We start from the raw sequence: 24,447 nt of genomic DNA, 5'->3' as shown, positions 1-24,447 counted from the left end.
GGCTTATTGCGACAGCTCTGGCGGCGGGCGCCGGAAGATGTCGCGGAACATGCCCGGCGTGAACACCGAAAGCGGATTGACCGCAACCCTTGGCGCGTCCACCGCGCCGCGCAGGTTGAAGTTGAAGCCGATTAGCCCCTCGCCCTTGCGCGAGAAGATCCGCCCGATGCCATTGACGATGTAGATCGGCGACAGCACCCCCTGCATGTCCATCTGCCGCGCCGCGAGGTCGTAATAGCCGTCCAGCGAGATGCCCATGGAGGGGCCCACCGCGCTGGAGCGCGAGACCACCACCCGCGACGGCGACAGGCGGAAGCGCGCCTCGACCTCGGAAAAGAAGATGCCGGGGCCGTTCAGTTGGTCGATCAGGCCGACGACACTGATGCCATCGAGCAGCGAGGCGACGATGGGCGCCTTCTGCAGGCGCGCGCCCTCGATCCGCAGCAGCCCGTCGAAGCTGCCCGCCTGCCCGCGCAGCGGCGCGAGGTCCAGGCTGAAGGTGCCATCCTGCACCGTCTTCAGGAAGCCCGCGTAGCGCAGCACGTCACCCGCGTCCTCGCCCCGGATGCGGAAGGCGGCAGCGCCGTTCTGGGGCACCGCCTCGCCCTTGATCGGCGCGCGGCCCGCAAGCGCGCCCTCGAAACGGCCTTCCAGCCCGCGCGCGGTGGCGAAGGTGCCGCGGAAGTCGCGCAGCTCGATGCTGTCGGTCACCTGCAAGCGGTCCAGCGCCAGCGACAGCGGCGCCCCGCCGCCCGCCCCGCCACCGGAGCCCGATCCGCCGCCCATGCCGAAGGGCGCGCGGCGCAGGTCGATGCTGCCAGAGGTCAGCTCGACCGCCGGGGCCTGCCCGGCGCCGCGCCCGCGCAGGCGCCCGGCCACATCCATCCAGTCGCCGACGCTGAGGCGGCTGAGGTCCAGCCGGTCCAGCGCGCCGCCGGGGGCCAGATGCAGGCGGCCCTCGGCCTCCAGCCCGCCGCCCGAGAGCGCGAGGCGGTCCACCGTCACGGGCTGCGTCAGCGCCCCCGAGACGCGCAGCTGCCCGGTGCTTCCCCGGCCCAGCGACCAGCCGATCTGCGGAATGCCCAGGGCCAGCCCCGCAAGGTTGCTTTCCAGCGCAAAGCGCGGCGCGGCGCCCTTGGGCAGGTCGACCGTCAGCGCGCCCCGGCCACTGCCCGAGACCATGCCCCGGGGCAGGGAAACCCCCAGCGTCGCGAGGTTGGCCGCGCTCAGCGCGACGTCTGCCGTCACCTGCCCGTCGCCACCGCCGGTCAGCGGCTGCTTCCATGTGCCGGTCGCGGCGACCCCGTCCAGCGTGACATCGCCGCCGATGCGCAGGCTGTCGCCGTCGGTGCGCATCTCCAGCCGTTCGGCGGCCAGCACCCTGCCCGCGACAAGCTGGTCGCTTTCGACGTCGTGCAGCGTCCCGGCAAGATCCAGCGTAACCTCGGGCAGCTTCAGGCCGCGGATCAGCGGCAGCGCGATGCGCCCGGTGACCTCGGCCCGCCCGGTGGCCAGAGAGGCGTCCCGCCCGGTCTTTTCCAGGATCCGCCAGGCCTCGTTGTCGAGGTAGGACAGGGCGGCGGTGGCGCTGCCCTTCGCATTCAGGCGGATCTCTCCGACCTGCGGCTGGGCCTTCAGGTCGGCGATGACGAAGGCGCTGCCCGCGACGTCGAGCGCGCCGCCCTGCTCTGGCTCGATCAGGCCGCTGTCGACCCGCACGCCCAGCCGCTGCCCCTGAATGGTCAGGCGACCCGACCCGCCCTGCACCGCGGGCAGGCGCCGGTTGTAGGTCAGCTGCCCCTCCGAGAAGGAAAGGTCGAGGAAGGTCTCGGGCTCTTCGGCGCCCGGCGCAAGGCGCAGCGCGAAGGCGATGTCGTGCAGGATGCCGGACCGGACGTTCTCGGCCACCCAGCGTCGGGTGTTCGGGCGGAAGTCTTCCGGCCAGTAGGCCAGAACATGCGCGGCGGTGGTCCGGCTCACCGTGGTGTCGAGGCTCAGGTCCCAGCCGTCGGGCCGCGCCTCTGCCCGGCCCTTCGCCTGAAGCGGAAAGCGCGGATCGGTCGACCGCAGCGCGCCCAGGGTGAAGGTGAAGGGCGCGAGGTCGACCTTGAAGGCGAGACTGGCCCCCGAGACCGCGATGGCGCGGTCCATCAGCAGGCCGCCCGCCAGCTCCGCGTCGCGCAGGGTGAACTGGCCGGTCAGCCCCTCGGGCCAGCCGCTGTCCAGCCCGCGCAGCCGCGCCTCTCCGCGGGCGCCGATCCGGCCCAGGCTGGTGTCCACCTCCGCCTCGTCGAAGGTCAGGATGCCGCTGTCGGGATCGAAGGCGAAAACCGTATGCGCGCCGTCGAACTTCAGCGGCCGGGTGGCCCGGTTGGGTTGCAGGACCCCGGCGCCGATTTCCAGCCGCGCCTGCATCGGGCCAAGGCTGCCGTCCGCTTCGAAGGCCGAGCGCAGGGAGCCCGAGATCGGCGCCTCGACATCGCCCAGCCAGGCCAGCGCGGGGGTCTGCGTGGCGATGTCCTGCGCGGGCAGGTTCTGCAGCGACAGGGCGAAGTCGAGCCGGTTCTCGCCGAATGGGCTGGAGGCATCCAGCTCCACCGTGGCCACGCCCGAACCGCCTCCAAGAAGCGCCACGTCGCCCGCAAGGTGCAGCCTGTCGGCGTCGCGCAGAAGCTGCACCCGCCCGCCGTCCGCCGTCCAGCCGCGCCGCGCGCGCTGGTCCTCGAAGCGCAGGGTCAGACCGTCTGCCTCGAAGAGGTCGAGCCCGGCAAGGCGCGGGTCCTGAAGCAGCCTGTCGACGCGACCGATCATCTGCGCCACATCGGGCACCTCTGTCCCGGCGGCGAAGGCATCGCCAAGTGCCAGCCCGAAGCGCCCCTGCGGGTCGCGGGTCATGGTGAGGAAGGCCCCGGACACCTGCACTTCGCGCAGCGCGACACGCCCGCGCAACAGCGCCGAGGGCGACAGGCCCGCCTCGATATCCGCAAGCTGCGCGATGCGCTCGCCCCGGTCGTTGTCGATCTCGACGTCCCAAAGGATGACCCGCGCAAGACCGCTGCGCTGGATCAGCAGGCTCATCCGGCCAAAGTCGATATCCAGCCCCGGCAGGCTGTCGGTCAGCCGCGCCTCGATGCGGTCGCGCACCCATGGCGGCGCATCCACCGGCCTGCCCACCGCCCAGAGCGCCCCCAGCCCGGCGCCGGCGGTCAGCACGAAAAGCACCAGCAGAACGGCAAAGCCGCCCCGGCGACGACGGCGCCTGCGCCGCGTCCGGCGATCCTGCGCCGCCTTCTGCTGCGGCTGTTCTGGGGTCCGGTCCGCGCTCAATACCTGCCCGCTCTGTTCGATTTGGCCTTGACCCCGGCCCTGTCAGGCCGAGTTTGACCGCGAGTATAGCGCAAGCCACGACAGGAGACAGGCATGACAGACACGGTTCGCGATTTCACGCTGCCCTCGACGGAGGGAGAGGTCACCCTATCGGCCCTGCGCGGGGCCCCGGTGGTGCTGTTCTTCTACCCGCGTGACGACACCTCGGGCTGCACCAAGGAGAACGAGGCCTTTTCCGCGCTGAAGCCCGCCTTCGAGGCGGCGGGCGCAAAGGTCTACGGCATCTCGAAGGACAGCCTTGCCAGTCACGAGAAATTCATGGCCAAGAAGGCCCTGACCGTGCCGCTGCTGTCGGACGAGGGGTCCGACCTGTCCGAGGCCTTCGGGGTGTGGAAGGAAAAGAAGATGTACGGCAAGACCTTCATGGGCATCGAACGCTCGACCTTCCTGATCGACGCCGAGGGGCGGATCGCGAAGGAGTGGCGCAAGGTGAAGGTGCCGGGCCATGCCGAAGAGGTGCTGGAGGCGGTGAAGGCACTGTAAACCCCGGCCTTTCTGCCCTATGCGGGCGGTGCGGGGGCCCTGCCCCCGTCCCTTCGGGACTCCCCCGGGATATTTTTGGACAGAAGAAGCAGGAGCGGCGGCATGTCCGGGCAGACATTGAGCGAAATGGCCGTCGAGGTGCTGACCACGGCGGAGGGGCGCGCCAAGACGGCGCTGGCGCGGCGCCACGCGGCCACCTGGTTCGCCGCCCGCGCCGAGGGGCGCGCGATCCCGCTGGGCCGGGCCGCGCCGCCGATGCGTCCGGCCCGGCCCGCCGAGCCCGCGCTGCTGGATCCCCGCGACGTGCCGCGGCGCCGGCCCGGCTCGCCGCAGGGGCGGATCGCGCTGTTGCACGCGGTCGCCCATATCGAGCTGAACGCGGTGGACCTGCACTGGGACATCCTTGCGCGTTTTACCGACATTCCCATGCCCATGGGTTTCTACGACGACTGGGTGAAATGCGGCGACGAGGAGGCCAAGCACTTCAACCTGGTCTGCGACTGCCTCGAAGAGATGGGCAGCCACTACGGCGCCCTGCCCGCCCATGCCGGCATGTGGCGCGCCGCAGAGGACACGGCGGAGGACTTCATGGGGCGCCTTGCCGTGGTGCCCATGGTGCTGGAGGCGCGCGGCCTGGACGTCACCCCGGGCATGATCGCGGTCTTCGAAAAGGCCGGGGCCGAGAGCGCGGTCGCGGCATTGAAGACCATCTATGCCGAAGAGGTCGGGCACGTGGCCTATGGGTCAAAGTGGTTCCATTTCCTCTGCGGACGGCACGACCATGACCCGAAAGACGTCTTTCACACACTGGTCGGGAAATATTTCCACGGGGCCTTGAAGCCGCCGTTCAACGAAGAGAAACGGGCCGAGGCCGGGCTGCCGCCGGACTTCTACTGGCCCCTGGCGGACGAGATCCCCAAGCGAAGCCGTTGAATAAGCGGTTTTTTGCCGCTTTGGCCACATCCTGCCGGTCAAAGCGAATCGCCGGACCAAAAATCTTGCGTCGTGACAATTGCGCCGATAAGCCCCTTTGCAAGGCGCCGGATGGGGAACCGAGCGTCTTTGTTGGGACGACTTAGGGGACACCAGGTGAGAACACGTCTGGCGATAAAGACACACGCGCTTCTGGAGGGTTTCTTCCCGGAGCGCCGGCTTTTCCTGCGATCGGACAGCGAGACCCGCTTCATCCGGCTGCGACCCGAGACCCAGGCCATTGCCTTCACCGGCGTCTCTCTTCTGGTCGGCTGGACCACCATCGCCACCGCCGTGCTGCTGATGGACTCGATCGGCGCCGGCAACTTCCGCGAGCAGGCCCGCCGCGAACAGATCACCTACCAGCAGCGTCTCAATGCCCTGTCGGGCGAACGCGACACCCGCGCCGCCGAGGCGCTGGCCGCCCAGGATCGCTTCAATGCCGCTCTCCGCCAGATCTCGGTCATGCAGACCGAGCTTCTGCAATCCGAGACCCGCCGCCGCGAGCTCGAGACCGGCATCGACGTGATCCAGGCCACCCTGCGCGACACCATGAAGGCCCGGCAGGACGTCAGCGACCGGCTTGCCTCCCTGCAGGACAGCATCGAGGGCGGCGTGCCGCTGGCCGCTGCCGGTCAGGACGATGGCCAGGTCGGCATCCTGTCCGACGCGCTGGCCCGCACCGCCGAGGAACGCGACAAGGTTGTCGCCGACGCGCAGCTTGCGCTGGTCCGCGCCGCCGAGATGGAGGCCGAGATCGAGCTGATGGAGGAGAAGAACGACCGCATCTTCCGCCAGCTGGAAGAGGCGATGACCGTCTCCGTCAAGCCGCTCGACCGGATGTTCGAGAAGGCCGGGATGGACCCCGACCGCATTCTCGGACAGGTGCGCAAGGGATACTCGGGTCAGGGCGGTCCGCTGACGCCGCTGTCCTTCTCGACACGGGGCGAACAGCCCACCGAAGACATGATGCGCGCCAACCGGATCCTGAACCAGATGGACCGGCTGAACATGTACCGCATCGCGGCCCAGAAGGCGCCCTTCGCCTCGCCGCTCAAGGATGCCTTCCGCTTCACCTCGGGCTTCGGCTACCGCTGGGGCCGCCTGCACGCGGGCACCGATTTCGCCGCGCCGCACGGCACCGCGATCTACGCCACCGCCGACGGCGTCGTGACCCACGCCGGCTGGTCCTCGGGCTACGGGCGTCTCGTGAAGATCCAGCATGAATTCGGCATCGAGACACGCTATGCGCACCAGTCCAAAATCCGCGTGAAGGTCGGCCAAAGGGTCTCGCGCGGGGATCGGATCGGTGATATGGGGAACACCGGACGGTCGACCGGGACGCACCTCCACTACGAGGTCCGTGTCGGTGGCAAACCCGTCAACCCCATGACCTATATCAAGGCTGCTAACGATGTTTTCTAAGAGCAAAATCAACGAGCCGGGACATAAGCCCGACGAAGGCAAGACTGCTGCCATGGATGCACCGAAGTCGCCGGTCGGAGACTACAAGCCCGCGACCCCCGCCGCGCCCAAGGCCAAGCCGCCCGCGTCGGTGCTGAGCCAGGACCTGCACGTCACGGGCAACATCAAGACCACCGGCGATATCCAGGTCGAGGGCACGGTCGAGGGCGACATCCGCGCCCACCTGCTGACCATCGGCGAAAGCGCCACCATCAAGGGTGAGGTCATCGCCGACGACGTCGTGGTGAATGGCCGCATCGTGGGCCGCGTGCGCGGCCTGAAGGTCCGCCTGACCGCGACCGCGCGGGTCGAGGGCGACATCATCCACAAGACCATCGCAATCGAATCCGGCGCCCATTTCGAGGGTTCGGTGCAGCGTCAGGACGACCCGCTGAACGGTGGCCGCGCCAAGCCCGGCCAGCAGCCCGGGCAGCCCGGTGCCGCGCCCGCGCCTGCCGCCGCCCAGCAGAACGGCTGATCCGCGGCAGCACCGGATTTTCCGATCACGGGCCTCGCCATCGGCGGGGCCTTTTGCTGTTCTGGCGGCAGCCCGACCGAAGGGCCCGCCATGTCCGCGTCGCTGCTGCCCCCTCCGCCAGCCTGTTCATCGCCTCTTCTGCCCTGCACGCGAGGTCGCGCTGGCCCCTGTTCCGGGACGCCGCTGCATCCTGTGGCTGTCCGCCTCAACGCCGCCGGCGACACTAAGGCGCTGCTTTCGGCCATCGAGAGGCCCGCGCGCCCAGCAGCCGATCCTCGGGGATCGAGGGCAACGCCAACCCCGTGTCTCTTTTCGATTGGCCCCGGGGCTGCGCGCAGGGCGCTGGCATAGGCCGACACGACACGGCGCATCAGCGGGCAGCCCGCGATCGACGGCCCCCGGCCTGTGACACCGAATGCGCCCGCATCGGGGCTTCGGAAAACACCTCTGCTTCCCTGTCCCAGGGATCGTGTCAGCCGGAAGACAGTCCCGTCAGGCCTCCAGTTCGGCATCCCAGTACAGGAAGTCCATCCAGCTTTCGTGCAGGTGGTTGGGCGGGAAGCGGCGACCCATGTTCAGCAGCTCTCCGGCGCTTGGCGGACGCGGGGTCTTGTACAGCGACATCTTCGCCTGCCGCAGGCTTTTCGAGCCCTTGCGCAGGTTGCAGGGCGCGCAGGCGGCGACGACGTTCTCCCAGCTGGTGATCCCGCCCGAGGCGCGCGGAACCACGTGATCGAAGGTCAGTTCCGACTTGGCGCCGCAGTACTGGCAGCGGAATTCGTCCCTCAGAAAAAGATTGAAGCGCGTGAATGCCACGCGCTTCTGAGGTTTCACGAAATCTTTCAGGACCACCACCGAGGGTATCCTGATGCTCATACTCGGGCTTCTGACGACCTCGTCGTATTCGGCCACGATGTCCACCCGGTCGAGAAAGGCCGCCTTGACCGCGTCCTGCCATGGCCAGAGCGACAGCGGGTAATAGGACAGCGGCCTGTAATCCGCATTCAGCACCAAGGCCGGGTGCTGTTTCAATGCCCCCGGTTCACGTACGAAATTCGTTCTGAACTCTGGGTCCATGACGGGACTCGTCCTCCGCTCCGTCTGCTCGTTTTCAAGCCGGAGCGGGACGCCCCGCCCCTTACCATGATCACTATATATCGCGTCGGGCTTCTGACAAGTCCCGCAACATGCAGTGTCGTGACAGAGGGCTACCCCGCATTTGTAATGTGCGTGTGACAGGCAACATGCGCTTTTCGGGCGGCGGAACCGCAAACTGTCGCCTGGCGGATGGCCCGATCCCAGCCCAGAACCCGGGGTCCGGCGGCGCCTGCGGTCTCTGGCCCGCGCCCCGGGCCATGGCGCCGGACTGCAGGAGACGGCGCCGGGACCTGCCCGGATACCGGATTGCCCGCGATGGCGCGGCGGCCCCTAGTCTTCCGTCCGGGTCTCCGGCTCTGCCGCCGCAGGCGGGACCACCTCTGCCGCCGCGGGCGGCGCCTCTGCCTCTGCCGGGGCCGCCTCCACCCCTGCCGCCGCTGCCGGGGCCGCCACCGCAGCCGCCGGCTCCACGAAGGCCACCGGCCCCAGCGTCGCGTTCAGGCCCCAGTTGCGGACCTTCAGCACACCGTCCGCGATATACAGCTGGCGGATCGGGTAAACCGTTTCCCCCTCCGGCCCGGCCAGCACCATCACCGGCCCCTTGTTGGTGTTGCGCGTCCAGACCAGCGGGTCGGTCAGGGTGATGTTGTCGATGATGGCACGCACCGCCTCGGCATCCGTCACCCGGTCCACCTTGAAGTAGCAGGCGCCCTCGTAGCCGCCCGCCGCGGCGAAGGTCACGGCCCCCACCGCAAGGGTCACCGGCGCGGTCACGATCGAGGTCACGGTGGCCGCGACTCCCCCGGCCCCGGCCGCCGTACCCGAGGCGGTGCCCGCCGCGCCCGAGATCAGCGAGACGCTCTGGCCCGGGTGCATCAGCATCCACTGCCCGGCGGCGCGCGCGCCCTCGCGGGCCACCGGCGCCAGCGCCTTGCCCGCCTCCCCCGCTTTCTGGACAGCCGCCCCGGCAAGGATCGAAGGCTTGTAGTCGCAAAGCCCCGCCTCCTGCGCCATCGCCTGTCCGACCATGGGCAGGCTGCCCATGGCGGCAAGGGCAAGGCCCCGAAGCGATGTTCCGAAAGGACCTGTCATCCGAATTCTCCATTCCGCTGCTCGGACCCAGAGGTAACAGCAGGCCTGAAGCTGACAAGGCCTGCTGCCTGCACGTCTGCGCGATAGGCGTTCCCTTGCCACGGGCGCCAAAGCCGCTTCGAAGCGGCTTGCAAGCGCCGTCCACGGCGCTTCGAAGGCGTTTCGAAACGCCCTACCCGCTCAGAACCCGCATTTGTCGCGCAGGAAGGCCAGCGCCACGCCCAGCCCGTCCGGCGCAATGCCATGGGCCGTGCCCTTCATGATATGGGCGTAGACCTCTTTCCAGCCGGCCTGCTGCAACGCCTCGGCGGCCTGCGGCAGCGAATCCGGCGGCACCACGTCGTCCTGATCGCCATGCACCAGCAGCACCGGCGGCTTCGTCACCACCTCGTCGGCCAGCAGTTCCGGCTGCAACAGGCGCCCCGAGAAACCCACGATCCCGGCCAGTTCGTCCTCGCGCCGCGGCCCGACATGCAGGCTCATCATCGTGCCCTGCGAGAAGCCCAGCAGCGCCACCTGCTCGGGCATCAGGTCCTCGTCCACCATCAGTGCGTCAAGGAAGGCATTCAGGTCGTCGACCGCGCGGGCCATGCCCGCCATGGCCTCTTCCTCGGACGAGCCGTCGATCCACGGGATCGGGAACCACTGGAAGCCCATGGGCGCCCCGGCGCAGGCCTCGGGCGCATCGGGCGCCACGAAAAGCGTGTCCGGCAGGTGTTCGCTCAGCGGATCGGCCAGCCCCAGAAGGTCGGCGCCATTGGCGCCGTAGCCGTGCAGAAAGACCACGCAAGAGCGCAACTCTCCAGAGGCTGGCGCCCGGCGGCCGGTGTTCAGTACCCGTGTCATGGTGTCGGTGGTCTCCCGATTGTCGTCCTCGCCCGGTCTGCCGGGCGGTCAGTTGGTGGGCGCGGCGCCCGCCTCGGCGCAGTCGACAAGGGCGCTGCCGGAAAACCCGTCGGCCCATGTCTCGCTGTAGAGGTACCTGCCCTCCCCCCGCGCCGACAGGCTGAAGTCGTAGTGGTCCGTGCCGCCGTCGTCCATCGCAAAGGCATGCCGGCAGCCCGCGCCGAGGTAATCGGCGCATTGGCCGCGATCATCGGTCGGCTCGATCTCGCCGCTTTCGCTGGTGGCCTGGATGCGGTAGCGCGGCCCTTCGAACGCGAAGCGCAGGGCATAGGTCTCGTGGGTGCCGTCCTCGTTGTAGAAGCGCATGGACCCGGTGCACAGGGTCGGGGCGTCGAACCCCGCCAAGGCCACCGTGCCGCAAAGCGTCATGGCCGCCGCCAGTATCCCGATCCGTGCCGTCATGCGATGCCTTCGCGCTGCTTCATGACATGGTAATAGGCCCAGAGCACCCGCGCGGCAACCGAGCGCCAGGGCGACCAGGCCTCGGCCATCTGCCGCAGCGCCTTTTCCCGGGGCCGCTCGGGCAGGTCGAACAAAAGCCGGGCGCCTTCCTGCAGGGCCAGATCCCCGGGCGCGAAGACATCGGCCCGGCCCAGCGAGAACATCGCGTAGATCTCTGCCGTCCAGATGCCGATCCCCTTCACCGCGACCAGCTGCCGCGTCACCTCTGGCGTGGGCAGGCCGCGCAGGGCCTCGTAGTCGAGCCCCGCCTCGGCAAGCGCCACCGCGTAGCGCGCCTTCTGCCGCGAGAGGCCAAGCGCCCGCAACGCCTCTTCGCCGCTGTCAAGGATCGCCTCGGGCGTGGTCTGGCCCGCCTCTTCGAGCCGCGCCCAGATTGCCCGGGCCGAGGCGACAGAGACCTGCTGGCTGGTGATCGCGCTCAGCAGCTGGGCAAAGCCGTCGTCGCGCAGGCGCAGGGGCAGCGGCCCGGTCAGCGTCAGCGCGGCGGCAAAGCGCGGGTCGCGGGCGGCCAGCCAGGCCGCACCCTCGGCTACGCAGTCCGTGCCGCGAATGATCCGCTCTGTCCGCTCCGTATCCATGGCCCTGAGTGACCCGGGCCGCGGGCCCCCGTCAACCCGGCTCTTGCGCCTTCGGTCCCGGCGGCCCCGGGATTGCAGGGGCGATCATTGCGGCCCTGGGGTGCGGTGGTCCCGGTATCCGTGTCTAGAGCCTTCGGTAGCCGCCACCGCTCCGGGGTTGCGCGGACGGATCATCGGGGCCCCGTGCGGCGAGTTCGTGGCTTTCGCGTCTTGCGTCCCTGTCGCAAGCCACGCGCCGAGTTTGCCCGGGGGCTCCGTTGCGGCCCCGGGGTGCGATGGTCGCCGCCTGGCATCTTGCGCCCTCCGTCGCCGCCGCAGCCCCGGGATTGCGCGGACGGATCATTGCGGCCCCCGGGGGCGGTGGTCCCGGCCTCGGCGTCTTGTGCCTTCGGGTGCCACCGCAAGCCCGGCGCGGGATGGTTCCGGGCGGGCAGGCGCGGCGCCGGGCGGGGGGACTGCTCTATGCCCCGGGGAACCGCTCCCTGCGCTTCGGGCCTTGCGAAGCCCGGCGGCGCGGCCTACGCATTCCCCATGAGCGATATGACCCTCCCTTCCCCCTCCTCCGACGCGCCCCGCGCCCGTCGCAACGTCGCCGTTCTGGTCTGCGCGCAGGCCTTTCTGGGGGCGCAGATGCCGATGATCTTCACCATCGGCGGGCTGGCGGGCCAATCGCTGGCCTCGAACCTGTGCTACGCGACGCTGCCGATCTCGATGATCGTGCTGGGGTCGATGCTGGCGGCGACGCCGGTCTCGGCCATGATGCAGCGTTTCGGGCGCCGCGCAGGCTTTACGCTGGGCGCGCTGGCGGGCGCCCTCGGCGGCGCGGTCGGGGCCTGGGGGCTGTATACCGCCTCTTTCCCGCTTTTCCTGCTGGGGTCGCTGATCACCGGGATCTACATGTCGGCGCAGGGGTTCTATCGCTTCGCCGCCGCCGATACCGCATCCGACGACTTCCGGCCCAAGGCGATCTCTTACGTCATGGCGGGCGGGCTGGCCTCGGCCATCATCGGGCCACAGCTGGTGAAGGTCACGGCGGATGCCTATGTCATCCCCTTCCTCGGCACCTATGGCGCGATCATCGCCATCAACCTGATCGGCGCGCTGCTGTTCCTGTTCCTCGACATTCCGCGCCCGCCGGTGCCCTCTGCGGATGCACCCAAGGGCCGGTCGCGGCTGGAGCTGCTGAAGACGCCCCGCATCGCCGTCGCGGTGATCTGCGGCATGGTCTCTTACGCGCTGATGAACCTTGTCATGACCTCGACGCCGCTGGCCGTGGTCGGCTGCGGCTTTGACAAGGGCGACGCGGCGGATGTGGTCACGGCCCATGTGCTGGCGATGTTCGTGCCCTCGTTCTTCACCGGCCACCTGATCGCCCGTTTCGGGGTGGAAAAGATCATGGCCGCGGGCCTGCTGATCCTTGCGGGTGCCGGGGCGGTGGCCCTGTCGGGCGTCGCGCTGGAACAGTTCTTCCTTGCGCTGATCCTTCTGGGCCTGGGCTGGAACTTCGGCTTCATCGGCGCCACGGCGATGCTGGCGGGCGCGCATGAGCCGCATGAGCGCGGGCGCATGCAGGGCCTGAACGACCTGCTGGTCTTCGGCGGCGTGACCCTGGCCTCTCTGGCCTCGGGCGGGCTGATGAACTGCTCGGGCGGGACGGCACAACAGGGCTGGCTGGCGGTCAACCTCGCCATGGCGCCCTTCCTCGTGCTGGCGGGCGGCGCGCTGATCTGGCTGGTGCTGCGCCCGAAGGACATCGCGGCCTGATCAGGCCCGCCGGTCAAGGTGGGATGGGTTGGAAGCCCATCCTGCCCCGGATAGCCTGGGCAGCGATCCGGTGACAGGCTGCCTTTCGCGCCGCCGGGGTGTCGCAAGATCCGGGCGCCCTGACGGAGGCGGATCGAGAGCCGGTCGGACCGACACGCCCTGACATCGCCCCCGATCACCTCGGTGCAAAGCAAGCACGCACGTTCAGGCCCCCCGGTCACCGCGACCCAAAGCAAGCCTGCCCGGCCCCGCGCCTCTGGCGGCAAAGAACCGCCCTCTGCCACCCGCGCCGGGGCGTCAGAGGCACGGCGCAGCATCCAGTGATACTGACCCGGCACAGCCCGCCCGGACCCGCGTTTCCGGCACCATCAGCCCACCCGCGCCGAGGCGCCTGCTCCCCCGACCAACGTCCGGTCACCCCGACCCAAGGCAACGCGCCCGGATCCGTGCCACTGAAGGCATCTGCCCGCCCCCACCGGGGCCTTGGCACAGCCTACCAGCGTCCGGTCATCCCGACCCAAAGCCAGCGCGCCCGGACCTGCGCCTCTGGCGGCATCAGCCCACCCTGCGCCACCCGCGCCGGGGCGTCAGAGGCACGGCGCAGCACCGGCGCCGCCATGGCCGCCGCCAGCAGGGCGGGCCGCGCCTCGCCCACCACCGTGCCGCGCAGGGCGCGCGCCTCGGCCAGTCGCGCCAGACCCTGCCGCGCCAGGTCCGCCACGGCCTCGGGGCGCCCGTCCGGCAGCGGCAGCTTGCCACGGGCCTCCAGTTCCGGCACCGCGCGCAGGTAGCCCGCCAGCGCCGAACCCGTTCCCAGAGCCAGCGCCGCCCGCCCGTCGCGATCCCCCAGCGCCCGCGCGGCGGCCTGCATCAGGGCGCCCCCGGTGGCGGCGAGGTAGGCCATCAGGGCGCCCCGGTTGGCAAAGGGCGCCTTCTCGATGTCCAGCCTGCGCGCCTCGACCACCCCGTCCAGCAGCGCCGCGCCTTCGGCGTCCAGCACCTGCGCCAGCGGCGTCACCACCGCGTGGCGGCGCACCGCCCCGCCGGCGCGGATCTCGTCCAGCGCATCGCGCCACCACTGCAGCCGCATCTCGGCGATCATCGGCTCTGCCGTGACCCAGGGCGCGCGGGCCACCTCGATATTGAAGGCATAGATCGGAAACAGCGCCGCCCGCGCCGCCACCGGCGCCGCCATCACGGCGCGAAACCGCTCGGGGTCGGCGCGCTGCACCAGTTCGGCACAGCCATGCAGGTCGCTGCCGGGCGCGAACCTCATGTCCGGCGTGCCACGACCAGCAGATAACCGACCTCGGCCCGATGCGCCCGCCAGGCCGCCGCCTCTTGCGCGCATTGATCCAGCATCGCGGCCAAGGGGGCGCCAGCACCGGGGCGCAGCGCTGCGATCCGGGCTTCCAGCGGCTGAAAATAGGCCTCCCAGCCCGCGTCCGGCACCCGGCGATGGCCCAAGACCGTGAACCCCTGCGTCTCGACCATGGCGACGATCTGCTCTGCATCGCGCAGCGGGTAGCCACCGAAGATCGACCCTGCCTCTGGCGAGGGCGCCTCGACGAAACGGCAGGGCTCCGAGAAGGCCAGCACGCCCGCCGGTTTCAGCGCGCGGCCCAGTCTGCGCGGCCCCTCTTCGAGACCGAGGAAGTAGAGCGCCCCTGCGCACCAGATCAGGTCGAAGGGCGCCTCGGGCAAGGCTTCCAGCGCCGTGAAATCGGCGGAGACACCCCGCGCCCGGGGCTCGTTCGCCAAGCGCGCGTCGGCGGCCTCGCCAAAGTGCAGGTCCACCGCCACGACATGGCCCCGGGGGGCTGCCGAGAGCAGCGCCGCCACGTCGCCGCCGGGGCCGGAACCCGCGTCGCAGATCGCCGCCTCCTCGGGCACCTCCGCCAGGGCGCAGGCCCATGCCACATCTTCGGGGGCACCGGGGCCTTCGCGCGGCAGGTCCATGTGGACGGTGAAGAAGGCGTCCCAGTCCATCACGCCCCCGCGCGCACCAGCTTCCAGCGCACCGCGTCCAGAAGCGCCTCGAACGAGGCGTCGACGATATTCGCGCTGACGCCCACGGTGGCCCAGCGGCGGCCCTCGCCGTCCTCGCTGTCGATGATGACGCGGGTGACCGCCTCTGTCCCGCCCTGGGTGATGCGGACCTTGAAGTCCACCAGCCGCATGTCGTCGATCAGCGCCTGATAGCGGCCCAGATCCTTGGCCAGCGCCTTCGACAGCGCGTTCACAGGACCCCGGTCGCAGCCTTCCTCGTCCATCGACTCGGAAACCGACAGCTTCTTCTCGCCATCGACCTTCACCACCACGACCGCTTCGGAAAGCGAGACCATCCGGTCGTACTTGTTCTTCCGCCGCTCGACGGCGACCCGGTAGCGTTTGACCTCGAAGAACTCGGGCAACAGGCCCAGTTCCGACCGCGCCAGCAGCTCGAAGGAAGCCTGCGCGGTGTCGTAGGAATAGCCCTCGGCCTCGCGGGTCTTGATCAGGTCGAGAATACGCGCCAGCGCCGGGTTGCCCGGTTCGACCTCCAGCCCCGCCTCGGCGAGACGGCGGCGCAGGTTCGACTGCCCCGCCTGGTTCGACATGGGGACGACCCGGCGGTTGCCGACCACGCCCGGATCGACATGCTCGTATGTGGTCGGGTCCTTGAGGATGGCGCTGGCGTGCAGCCCCGCCTTATGCGCAAAGGCCGAAGAGCCGACATAGGCCATCTGCCGCATGGGCACGCGGTTGAGGATGTCGTCCAGCATCCGGCTGGTGCGGGTCAGCCCCTCCAGTGCCTCCATGGTCACGCCGGTCCGATAGCGCGAGGCATAGGGCTCTTTCAGCAGCAGCGTCGGGATCAGCGAGGTCAGGTTGGCATTGCCGCAGCGCTCGCCCAGCCCGTTCAGCGTGCCCTGGATCTGGCGGACGCCCGCATCGACGGCGGCCAGCGTCCCGGCGACGGCGTTCTCGGTGTCGTTGTGGGTGTGGATGCCAAGGCGCTCTCCGGGGATGCCCGCCGCGATCACCGCCCCCACGATCTGCCCGATCTCATGCGGCAATGTCCCGCCATTGGTGTCGCAGAGCACGATCCAGCGGGCGCCAGCGGCCTGCGCGGCCTTCAGACAGTCCAGCGCGTAGGCGGGGTTCGCCTTGTAGCCGTCGAAGAAATGCTCGGCGTCCAGCAGCGCCTCGCGCCCCTGCGCCACCAGATGCGCGACAGAGGCGCGGATGTTCTCGACGTTCTCCTCCAGCGTGATGCCGAGCGCGGTGGTGACGTGGAAATCATGCGTCTTGCCGACAAGGCAGACCGAGGCGGTGCCCGCGTTCATCACCGCCGCAAGCACATCGTCGTTCTCGGCGGAACGCCCTGCCCGCTTGGTCATGCCGAAGGCGGTCAGCGTGGCGCGGGTCTGGCCGACCTCCTCGAAGAAGGCGCTGTCGGTGGGGTTCGCCCCGGGCCAGCCGCCCTCGATATGGTCGACGCCCAGCCGGTCGAGCGCCTCGGCGATCCGCAGCTTTTCGGCGGTGGAGAACTGCACGCCCTGCGTCTGCTGCCCGTCGCGCAGCGTCGTGTCGTAAAGGTAAAGACGTTCGCGGGTCATGCGGCGGTTCCCTGCTGGCGGGCGGCGCGGCGGGCGCGCAGGCGGCGCGCCCGGCCTCGGCAAGGTGCGGTTTCGTTGGCGAGGAGGCCGACAGGCGCGATGGGCAGTTTGTCGGCAAGGAGGCTGCCATGCATATCACTATGGGTGCCAACAAGCGCAAAGGGCAGTTCCCGTCCGCGGGTGGGGGTAAAGCCCCCGCCCGTCGCACCGGAGGTGCGCCGTTTAACGTCGGCCCGCCTTTGGCGGGACGGGGCGGACGGGGGCTGCCCGGCCTGCGGCCGGGCAGGCTGCTCGACAAGAAGCGTCACACCAAGCCCTCCAGTTTCGAGGGGTTGAAGCCCGCGCCCGGGACCAGTTCCACGCCTTCCTTGGACATGCGCACCTCAAGCCCGGCGGCGATGAAGCCCTGCTTCAGCCGATCCACCTCGGAGAAGTCCTTGCTCTGCATGGCCTCCGCGCGGGCCTCGGCAAGTCGGGAAGCCATGGCGGAAAGGTCCACCGAAACCTCCGCCCAGCCGCCCAAGGCCTCCTCCAGCAGGCCGAGCATCGCCGCACCTGCCTTCAGCGCGGCGGCGTCGCCGGAGGCGGCCAGACGGTGCAACTCGGCAATCGCTCCGGCCGTGTTCAGATCTTCCGACAGTGCATGAAGGACCGCCGCTGGCACCGCGCCCGCCTCGACGCCCGCGACAAGGCCACGCCATTTGCGCAGCACGGCCTCTGCCTCGCGCGCCTTCTCCGCCGTCCAGTCCATCGGCTTGCGGTAATGCGTCGACAGCATGACGAAGCGGATGACCTCGCCCGGCACGCCCTGATCCAAGAGGTCGCGGACGGTGAAGAAATTGCCCAGCGACTTGGACATCTTCTTGCCCTCGACCTGCAGCATCTCGTTGTGCAGCCAGAACCGGGCGAAGTCGCCCTCGGGGTGGGCGCAGCAGCTTTGCGCGATCTCGTTCTCGTGGTGCGGGAACATCAGGTCGTTGCCGCCGCCGTGGATGTCGAAGCTTTCGCCCAGAAGCGCGTGGCTCATGGCCGAGCACTCGATGTGCCAGCCCGGGCGACCCCGGCCCCAGGGCGACGCCCAGCCCGGCAGCTCGTCCGAGGAGGGCTTCCACAGCACGAAGTCCATCGGGTTCTTCTTGTAGGGCGCCACCTCGACCCGCGCGCCGGCGATCATGTCGTCGACCGACCGGCCCGAGAGCTTGCCATAGGCCGCGTAGCTCTCGACCGCGAAGAGCACATGCCCCTCGGCCTCGTAGGCATGGCCGCGCGCGATCAGGTCCTCGATCATGGCGACCATCTCGGCGATATAGCCGGTCGCGCGCGGCTCGTGATCGGGCCTGAGCGCGCCAAGCGCGTCCATGTCCGCGTGATACCAGCCGATGGTCTCGTCCGACCGTTCCTGCACCAGCGCTTCCAGAGTGCCCTCGGCCCCGGCCTCCTTGCGCGCCAGCGCGGTGGCATTGATCTTGTCGTCCACGTCGGTGAAGTTGCGGACGTAGGTCACATGGTCGGCGCCGTAGACATACCGCAACAGCCGGTAAAGCACGTCGAAGACCAGCACGGGCCGCGCGTTGCCAAGGTGGGCGCGGTCGTAGACCGTGGGACCGCAGAGATAGAGACGCACATTCCCGGGGTCGATGGGCGTGAAGGTCTCCTTCCGCCGGGTGCGGGTATTGGTGAGCGTGATGTCCATAGGCCCGGTCCTTCGCGTTGGTCGCGGCGGGCTTAGCAACTTCATCCGTCAGAGGGAATAGAAGACCGGCCCGCCATGGTCGGGGGCCCCGACCGTGGTCAGCAGATGATGCAAATGAGAGTTGCGGTGATCTTCATGGCCCTAGGCCTTAGCAGGTTTCGCGGCGCCCGCCAAGCGCCACCTGGCCCTTGCATTGCCGGCGGCCCCGGCGCACCCTTGGCTCCATGAGCCGCGAGACCGTCAACACGATCTGCCGGGCGCTGAAGGGCGCCGAATGGTCCGACCCCTGGGGCGGCGGGCACGATGCGTGGAAGGTCGGCGGCAAGATGTTCGCCTGCATCGGCGCGCAGGGCGGCGGGGTGTCGGTCAAGACGCCCTCCATTGCGGATGCCGAGGCGCTGATCGGCATGGAACGGGCGGTCAAGGCGCCCTATTTCCACCGCTCCTGGGTGCAGGTCGACTGGGACGCGGTGCCCGAGGACGAATTGCGCGAGCGGATCGAGAGCTCTTACGCGCTGGTCTTCGGCGGGCTGACGAAGAAGGCGCAGCGGGCCATCGCAGAGGACTGAGCGCGCGCGGGCCGAATTCTTCTAAAGAATTCGGGGCGATTTCTTTGGAAGAAATCGCCCCGCCCGTATCAGTTGTCGCGCTCCCGCTCCAGCGCCCGGTAGGCGGCGACGTTGCGGTTGTGCTCGTCGAGCGTCACCGCGAAATTGTGGCCGTCCACGGGATCGAGCGTCTTTGCCACGAAGTAGCGGTAGTCGGCGCCCGAGGGGTTCAGCGCCGCCTCGATGCTGGCGCGGCCCGGGTTGGCGATGGGGGTCGGCGGCAGCCCGTCGATCACATAGGTGTTCCACGGCGTCGCGCCGCGCAGTTCCGATTGACGCAGGCCCCGGCCCAGCGGACCCTGGCCCTTGGTGATGCCGTAGATCACCGTCGGGTCGGTCTGAAGGCGCATGCCCTGCTCCAGCCGGTTCACGAAGACGGCGGCCACGTCAAAGCGTTCCTGCGCATTGCCGGTTTCCTTCTCGATGATCGAGGCGAGGATCAGCGCCTCTTCGGGGCTTTCCAGCGGCAGGCCGTCGGCACGATCCGCCCAGGCCTCGGCAAGGATCAGCTCCTGGGCCTGGCGCATCCGCTCGATCACGCTGGCGCGGGTGTCGCCGGGGGTGATCTCGTAGCTGTCCGGCGCCAGCGCGCCCTCTTCGGGCACCGCGACCTCGCCTTCGAGGATATCGACCTGCTTGAGTTCCTCGATGACCTGCCAGCTGGTCACGCCCTCGGCCAGCGCCACGCGGTAGCGGGTGTCGCCCGCCTCGCGCACGGAGGCATAGACCTCGGGGGCCTCACCCTCGCCCGGCGTGAACTCGGCGCGCTGCTCGTAGCGGCCGGTCTGCGGGTCGATCTCGCGGACCTCGACCACCGCGCGGGTGATGCCGATGCGGTAGACCACCTCTGTCCCGCAGGTCGAGGCGCCGCCGCGGGTGACGATATCGACGATCTCGGCCATCGAGGCGCCCTCGGGCACCAGGAAGGACCCGGCCTTCAGCTGCTGCGTGCGGTCGGTGTAATCGGCGCCCAGCCGGAACAGCATGGCGCTGCTGACCGCGCCCTGCCCGGACAGGTTCTCCGACACGCGGCTCATATTGGTGCCGCGCGGCACCTCAAGGCAGATCGGCGCCTGAAGCGGACCTTCGGCGGAGTATTCGTTTTGCGCCCAGAGCAGCAGCCCGCCAAAGAGGAAGACCGCGACGACCAGAAAGGTCAGCGCGTTCGAGGCAACATTGCGCCACATCGGGTCAGTCTCCTGCTCAGTCGGCCTTGCCGAAGATCACGCTGGCATTGGTGCCGCCGAAGCCGAAGGAATTCGACAGGGCATAGCGCACCTCGCGGGCACGCTTGGCGTTGGGCGCCAGGTCGATGGGCGTCTCGACCGCCGGATTGTCCAGGTTGATCGTCGGCGGCGCGACCTGATCGCGGATCGCGAGGATCGAGAAGATCGCCTCGATCGCGCCGGCAGCCCCCAGAAGGTGCCCGGTGGCGGATTTGGTCGAGGACATGGTGACCTTCGAGGCGGCATCGCCCAAGAGCCGCTCGACCGCGCCCAATTCGATGGTGTCGGCCATGGTCGAGGTGCCATGCGCGTTGATGTAGTCCAGATCGCCCGGCTGCAGGCCCGCATCGCGCAGCGCCGCCTTCATCGAGCGTTCGCCGCCCTCGCCGCTCTCGGAGGGGGCGGTGATGTGGTAGGCGTCGCCGGTCAGCCCGTAGCCGCAGACTTCGGCGTAGATCTTGGCGCCGCGCGCCTTGGCGTGCTCGTATTCCTCCAGCACGACAACGCCCGCGCCCTCGCCCATGACGAAACCATCGCGGTCGGCGTCATAGGGGCGGCTTGCGGCCTTGGGATCGTCGGCGCGCTTGGTCGAGAGCGCCTTGCAGGCATTGAAGCCCGCGATGCCGATTTCGCAGATCGCCGCCTCGGCGCCGCCCGCGACCATCACGTCGGCGTCGCCGTATTTGATCAGCCGGGCCGCGTCGCCGATGGCATGGGCGCCGGTCGAACAGGCGGTGACCACCGCGTGGTTCGGGCCCTTGAAGCCGTATTTGATCGAGATATTGCCCGAGATCAGGTTGATCAGCGCGCCGGGGATGAAGAAGGGCGAGACGCGGCGCGGGCCCTTGTCGCGGATCAAGAGCGCGGTGTCGGCGATCGACGACAGACCGCCGATGCCCGAGCCCACCATGACGCCGGTGCGCAACTGCGCCTCTTCGTCCTCGGGCGCCCAGCCCGCATCCTCGACCGCCTGCGCGGCGGCGGCCATGCCGAAGCGGATGAACTCGTCGATCTTCCGCTGTTCCTTCTTGTCCATGTAGAGATCGGGGTTGAAGGTGCCGTCGGTGCCGTCGCCATAGGGCACCTCGCAGGCATAGGTCGTGGCCAGATGGCTGGCGTCGAACTTGGTGATGGTGCCCGCCCCGGACTGCCCGTCCAGCAGGCGCGACCATGTTTCCTCGACCCCGCAGGCCAGCGGGGTGACCAGTCCAAGCCCTGTGACCACAACGCGACGTGCCATGGATCTGCCCTTTCGTTCGTCTCTCTGTTGTCCCGCTCTTACCGTGCGAGGCGGTCCGGGGGCAAGAGTGCGCGCGCGGCCTTGGCGTGGCGCCGCCGCCTCTGTCGGCCCGCGCCTGCCGCTGGCAGGACCGCTGGTCGCGACCGTTTGCATCGGGCCCGGGCGGGCGGCCCCGGCACGGGCGCCTCTGCCCCGTCGCGGTCCGGGGGCCACCCGGAACGCGCCGACCCTGCGCCGGGGCAATTCCACCCCAAAGGGTTTGACCCTCTCAGGGGGACTGCCTACCTTCAACCGGGATAAACCCGCCCGTTGTCACCAATAAAAGGTTTTCCATGCCCCTGCTTGTCGCCACCGATCTGTCTGACCGCTCTGACCGGGCCGTTGAAAGAGCCTTCGACCTTGCGCGCAGGCTTGACACGCCGCTGACCCTGCTCACCGTCGTCGACGAGTCCTATGCCTCGGATTTCGCGCAAGAGATCGGCGCCAAGGCGCGTCATCGGCTTGAAGCGATTGCCGGGAAACTCGGCACCGGCGTCACCTATGACATAAGGGTCGAAACCGGCGATCCGCTTGCGCTGCTGATCCAAGAGGTCAATTCACCGGATCTCGACCTGGTGGTCATGGGGCGGCACCGGCAGCGCGGCGTCCTCGACGGGCTGCGCGCCACCACCGTGGAAAGCGTCGTCTCGCGCTCGCTGACACCGGTGCTGATGGTCGTCGACCCGGTGCTGAGCGACTACCGCCGGGTGCTTGCCCCGGTGGCCTTCTCCGCCACCTGCGCCCGCGCGGTGGAAACGGCCAAGACCATCGCCGCGGATGCGACCTGCCGCATCTTCCACGTCTGGTCCGCTCCTTTCGAGGGCCTGACCGGCGGCAAGGGGTCGGACTATGCCCGCGCGGTCGAAGCCGAAACCCGCGACCAGGCCGCGGACTGGGTCCAGAGCTTTGACGCGCCACATCCCGAGGTCCCGCTGATCCACGGCCCGCTCGGCGCGGCGGTGCAGCAGGAGATCCTGTCCTTCGGCCCGGACCTGCTGGCCATCGGGGCAACCACGCGGCCGCTGTCCTTCAGCGGGCTCGGCTCCTTCGCCGCCGACATGGTGCGCGATCCCCCGAACGACCTGCTGATCGTGCGCGCCGCCAAGCCATAGAACCACAGGCGCCCGGGGATGGCCCCGGCGCCTGCCGCGCGCTGCGCGACCGTCAGGCCCAGTCTGCGCCCAGATCGGCGCGGGCGCGGTCGATCCAGTGGTCGCGCAGCCAGCCGCAGGGTTTCGAGCGGCGAATGACCGAGCCGGAATAGCCCTCGATCGCCTCGTCCATCTTCGGGTGGCCGTGAAAGCAGACCACGCGGGCGTCTTCAGGCAACTGCGGCGGGCGCAGGTAATTCAGCGGAAACGGGTTGCAGTCATACTTGAAGGACACCACCCAGGGCTCTGGGATATAGGTGAAAACCCCGCGATCCATCGCCTTGTGCGAGGTATAGCGCTGCTCGGACCCGCGCGCCTCTTCGACCTCGGCATAGGGGTTGGCCGCAAGGTCGTCGTAAAGAAACCCGTGCCGCGCCGGATCGAAGCGAAAGACCGAACCGTGCCCCGTGGGCCGCCCCTTGCGCTTTTCGGTCCAGTCGTGACGCATGGCGACGGTGCCGGGGGCAAGGTCGTGGATCTCGTCCAGCCCGCCGGTGATCACGACATCAAGGTCGAAACCCAGCACCGGCCCCTCCAGATCCGGCACCAGGCCGGGCCGGAAAAGCGAGGTCTTGCGCATGGCGCCCTGCCGGTTCGCCACCTTCAGCGCCTCGCCCATCGGCCCGGCGAAGGGCTCGACCGGCAGCGGCAGCACCTCGACATCCGGGTGCAGGCCCGCCGCGTCCTCGGTCATGCAGAGAAAGCGCACCGGGCGCGACAGGTGGCGGCGCACGCCGGAATAGAGGCGGTTCACGTATTCCGGCCCGAAGAGCGTGCCCCATTTGATGCACATGATGTTGACGGTCATCGCGGCTCCTTCCCGGCTGGCCCCGGGTGCCGATTAGCAAGTGGCCCGCGGAAAGACCAGCGGCACCCTTGCGCACGCGGCGCGGCGGGCGTAGTCTGGCACCCCAGTAAAACCCCGATGGCCGGAGGCATGATGGAGATTGCATCCCCCTTCCGGGCCGCGCGCGCCTGAGGCCGCGTTGCCCGAGCAAGACACCGGCGTCGCCCCTGCGCGGCGCCTGATGTGATGCCTGTACGGGACCGTTTCCATTGACTGACACGACACTTGCCGACCTCGGATGGTCGGAAGCCTTCGCACGCCAGCTGACCGCCGGTGAAGAGACCCTGAAACCGATGCGCGTGGCCGAAGTCCACCGCGACCGCCTGCGCGCCCTCGGGTCCACGGGCGACGCCATGCTGATCCCCTCGGAGCGCGCCGGCGCCTATGCGGTGGGCGACTGGGTGCTGAGCGACGGCACCAGCGCCCTGCGCCGGCTGGACCCGGCCACCGACCTGACGCGCAAGGCCGCCGGGCATACGGTCGAGCGCCAGCGCATCGCCGCCAATATCGACACCATCGCGGTGGTGACCAGCTGCAACGCCGATTTCAACCTCGCGCGGCTCGAACGCTACCTCGCCCTGATCGCCAGCGCCGGATGCCTGCCCCTGGTGGTGCTGACCAAGGCCGACCTGGTGGAAGACGCCGACGACTACCGCCGCCAGGCCGAAAAGCTCTCGCCGCTGGTGACGGCGCTGGCGCTGAACGCCAAGGACATGGAGGACGCGGGCCGCCTGACCGCATGGTGCGGGCCGGGCCGGACGCTGGCGCTGGTCGGCTCCTCCGGCGTGGGCAAGACAACCCTGCGCAATGCCCTGACCGAACAGGCAGCGGCCACGGCGGGCATCCGCGAGGACGATGCCAAGGGGCGCCATACGACAACCTTCCGTAGCCTCGTGCGCACCCGCGCCGGCGGCTGGCTGATCGACACCCCCGGCATGCGCGAGCTGCAACTGGCCGACGCCCAGGACGGCATCGGCGAGGTCTTCGACGACATCACCGAGATCGCCGCGCAGTGCCGCTTCAACGACTGCGCCCATGACACCGAACCGGGCTGCGCCATCCGCGCGGCGCTCGATGCGGGCCACATCGACCCGGACCGCCTGAAGCGCTGGCAAAAGCTGATGCTCGAAGACCGCTACAACTCGGAAAGCCTCTCGCAGACCCGCTCGCGCCAGAAGGCCTTCGGCAAGATGGTCAAGGGCGGGCAGGCGCGCGGGCGGCAAAAACGCAACCAAGGCCGCTGACACAAGGACGCGGGATCGGCGCCGCGCAGCCCCCGTCTTCTTCTGTCGGAAAATATCCCGGGGGGCCGCGCAGCGGCGGGGGCAGCGCCCCCTCCCCGGTCGCGGCTCCGCCA

At 69.4% G+C, this 24,447-nt stretch carries 21 protein-coding genes; 8 read left to right on the top strand and 13 right to left on the bottom strand.

Features of this window, described 5'->3' with window-relative positions; translation table 11 throughout:
- Positions 1–3: 3 nt before the first annotated feature.
- Complete coding sequence (locus ACN5KJ_RS09855; protein ID WP_418593674.1) at positions 4–3,327, bottom strand: AsmA-like C-terminal region-containing protein; 3,324 nt, start codon at positions 3,325–3,327, stop codon at positions 4–6.
- A gap of 93 nt (positions 3,328–3,420) precedes the next feature.
- On the opposite strand from ACN5KJ_RS09855, the gene ACN5KJ_RS09850 reads away from it, so the two are divergent.
- The 4 genes from ACN5KJ_RS09850 (at position 3,421) to ACN5KJ_RS09835 (ending at position 6,784) form a co-directional block, all read left to right on the top strand.
- The gene (locus ACN5KJ_RS09850; protein ID WP_347165214.1) at positions 3,421–3,870 is read left to right on the top strand and encodes a peroxiredoxin; all 450 of its coding nucleotides are present in this window, start codon (positions 3,421–3,423) and stop codon (positions 3,868–3,870) included.
- A gap of 102 nt (positions 3,871–3,972) precedes the next feature.
- Positions 3,973–4,803 carry a ferritin-like domain-containing protein gene (locus ACN5KJ_RS09845; protein WP_418593672.1) on the top strand — a complete coding sequence of 277 codons (831 nt, stop codon included), beginning with the start codon at positions 3,973–3,975 and terminating at the stop codon, positions 4,801–4,803.
- A gap of 156 nt (positions 4,804–4,959) precedes the next feature.
- The gene (locus ACN5KJ_RS09840) at positions 4,960–6,267 is read left to right on the top strand and encodes a M23 family metallopeptidase (RefSeq protein WP_206563424.1); all 1,308 of its coding nucleotides are present in this window, start codon (positions 4,960–4,962) and stop codon (positions 6,265–6,267) included.
- Positions 6,257–6,784: a bactofilin family protein gene (locus tag ACN5KJ_RS09835; RefSeq protein ID WP_418593671.1), complete on the top strand. Its 528-nt coding sequence runs from the start codon at positions 6,257–6,259 to the stop codon at positions 6,782–6,784. The genes ACN5KJ_RS09840 and ACN5KJ_RS09835 overlap by 11 nt, the downstream gene beginning before the upstream one ends.
- Before the next feature lie 492 nt (positions 6,785–7,276).
- On the opposite strand, the gene ACN5KJ_RS09830 is transcribed toward ACN5KJ_RS09835, so the two are convergent.
- From ACN5KJ_RS09830 to ACN5KJ_RS09810, 5 genes are all read right to left on the bottom strand, one after another.
- Positions 7,277–7,861 (bottom strand): HNH endonuclease, encoded by a 585-nt coding sequence (locus tag ACN5KJ_RS09830; protein WP_418593669.1) that lies wholly within the window; start codon positions 7,859–7,861, stop codon positions 7,277–7,279.
- A 351-nt stretch (positions 7,862–8,212) separates the two neighbouring features.
- Positions 8,213–8,974: a hypothetical protein gene (locus ACN5KJ_RS09825; protein WP_418593668.1), complete on the bottom strand. Its 762-nt coding sequence runs from the start codon at positions 8,972–8,974 to the stop codon at positions 8,213–8,215.
- 180 nt (positions 8,975–9,154) lie between these two features.
- The gene (locus ACN5KJ_RS09820; RefSeq protein WP_347165220.1) at positions 9,155–9,820 is read right to left on the bottom strand and encodes an alpha/beta hydrolase; all 666 of its coding nucleotides are present in this window, start codon (positions 9,818–9,820) and stop codon (positions 9,155–9,157) included.
- Between the two features lie 48 nt (positions 9,821–9,868).
- Complete coding sequence (locus tag ACN5KJ_RS09815) at positions 9,869–10,282, bottom strand: hypothetical protein (RefSeq protein WP_418593666.1); 414 nt, start codon at positions 10,280–10,282, stop codon at positions 9,869–9,871.
- Positions 10,279–10,920 carry a DNA-3-methyladenine glycosylase family protein gene (locus ACN5KJ_RS09810; protein WP_418593664.1) on the bottom strand — a complete coding sequence of 214 codons (642 nt, stop codon included), beginning with the start codon at positions 10,918–10,920 and terminating at the stop codon, positions 10,279–10,281. The genes ACN5KJ_RS09815 and ACN5KJ_RS09810 overlap by 4 nt, the downstream gene beginning before the upstream one ends.
- Positions 10,921–11,451: 531 nt before the next feature.
- Between ACN5KJ_RS09810 and ACN5KJ_RS09805 the strand changes: the two genes are divergently transcribed.
- Entirely contained in the window at positions 11,452–12,684 is a 1,233-nt protein-coding gene (locus tag ACN5KJ_RS09805; RefSeq protein WP_418593662.1) for an MFS transporter, read from the top strand.
- A 493-nt stretch (positions 12,685–13,177) separates the two neighbouring features.
- Here the strand turns inward: ACN5KJ_RS09805 and ACN5KJ_RS09800 are convergent, their stop codons facing one another.
- The 4 genes from ACN5KJ_RS09800 to cysS form a co-directional block, all read right to left on the bottom strand.
- A complete protein-coding gene (locus ACN5KJ_RS09800; RefSeq protein WP_418593660.1) occupies positions 13,178–13,960 on the bottom strand; it encodes a squalene/phytoene synthase family protein in 783 nt (260 codons plus the stop codon).
- Positions 13,957–14,673, bottom strand: a complete 717-nt coding sequence (locus ACN5KJ_RS09795; protein ID WP_418593658.1) for a class I SAM-dependent methyltransferase — start codon at positions 14,671–14,673, stop codon at positions 13,957–13,959. The genes ACN5KJ_RS09800 and ACN5KJ_RS09795 overlap by 4 nt, the downstream gene beginning before the upstream one ends.
- Entirely contained in the window at positions 14,673–16,286 is a 1,614-nt protein-coding gene (cimA, locus tag ACN5KJ_RS09790) for a citramalate synthase (protein WP_418593657.1), read from the bottom strand. Before cimA ends, ACN5KJ_RS09795 begins: the two co-directional genes overlap by 1 nt.
- A gap of 304 nt (positions 16,287–16,590) precedes the next feature.
- Positions 16,591–17,979, bottom strand: coding sequence for a cysteine--tRNA ligase (gene cysS, locus ACN5KJ_RS09785; protein WP_418593655.1), 1,389 nt, complete (start codon positions 17,977–17,979; stop codon positions 16,591–16,593).
- A 224-nt stretch (positions 17,980–18,203) separates the two neighbouring features.
- On the opposite strand from cysS, the gene ACN5KJ_RS09780 reads away from it, so the two are divergent.
- Entirely contained in the window at positions 18,204–18,548 is a 345-nt protein-coding gene (locus ACN5KJ_RS09780; protein WP_418593654.1) for an MmcQ/YjbR family DNA-binding protein, read from the top strand.
- A 68-nt stretch (positions 18,549–18,616) separates the two neighbouring features.
- Here the strand turns inward: ACN5KJ_RS09780 and mltG are convergent, their stop codons facing one another.
- Together mltG and fabF are read right to left on the bottom strand one after the other, a co-directional pair.
- Positions 18,617–19,774: an endolytic transglycosylase MltG gene (gene mltG / locus ACN5KJ_RS09775; protein ID WP_418593653.1), complete on the bottom strand. Its 1,158-nt coding sequence runs from the start codon at positions 19,772–19,774 to the stop codon at positions 18,617–18,619.
- Between the two features lie 16 nt (positions 19,775–19,790).
- A complete protein-coding gene (gene fabF / locus ACN5KJ_RS09770; protein ID WP_418593652.1) occupies positions 19,791–21,053 on the bottom strand; it encodes a beta-ketoacyl-ACP synthase II in 1,263 nt (420 codons plus the stop codon).
- A 332-nt stretch (positions 21,054–21,385) separates the two neighbouring features.
- Between fabF and ACN5KJ_RS09765 the strand changes: the two genes are divergently transcribed.
- Positions 21,386–22,204 carry a universal stress protein gene (locus ACN5KJ_RS09765; protein WP_418593650.1) on the top strand — a complete coding sequence of 273 codons (819 nt, stop codon included), beginning with the start codon at positions 21,386–21,388 and terminating at the stop codon, positions 22,202–22,204.
- Positions 22,205–22,256: 52 nt separating this feature from the next.
- Here the strand turns inward: ACN5KJ_RS09765 and ACN5KJ_RS09760 are convergent, their stop codons facing one another.
- Positions 22,257–23,051, bottom strand: coding sequence for a glycosyl transferase (locus ACN5KJ_RS09760; RefSeq protein WP_418593649.1), 795 nt, complete (start codon positions 23,049–23,051; stop codon positions 22,257–22,259).
- Between the two features lie 248 nt (positions 23,052–23,299).
- Between ACN5KJ_RS09760 and rsgA the strand changes: the two genes are divergently transcribed.
- Entirely contained in the window at positions 23,300–24,334 is a 1,035-nt protein-coding gene (gene rsgA / locus ACN5KJ_RS09755) for a ribosome small subunit-dependent GTPase A (RefSeq protein WP_418593647.1), read from the top strand.
- The last annotated feature ends 113 nt before the right edge of the window (positions 24,335–24,447 follow it).

The sequence above is a fragment of the Ponticoccus sp. (in: a-proteobacteria) genome, assembly GCF_048381735.1.
Note: the sequence above shows the minus strand (reverse complement) of the source record. Positions and strands in the feature narration are given on the sequence as shown.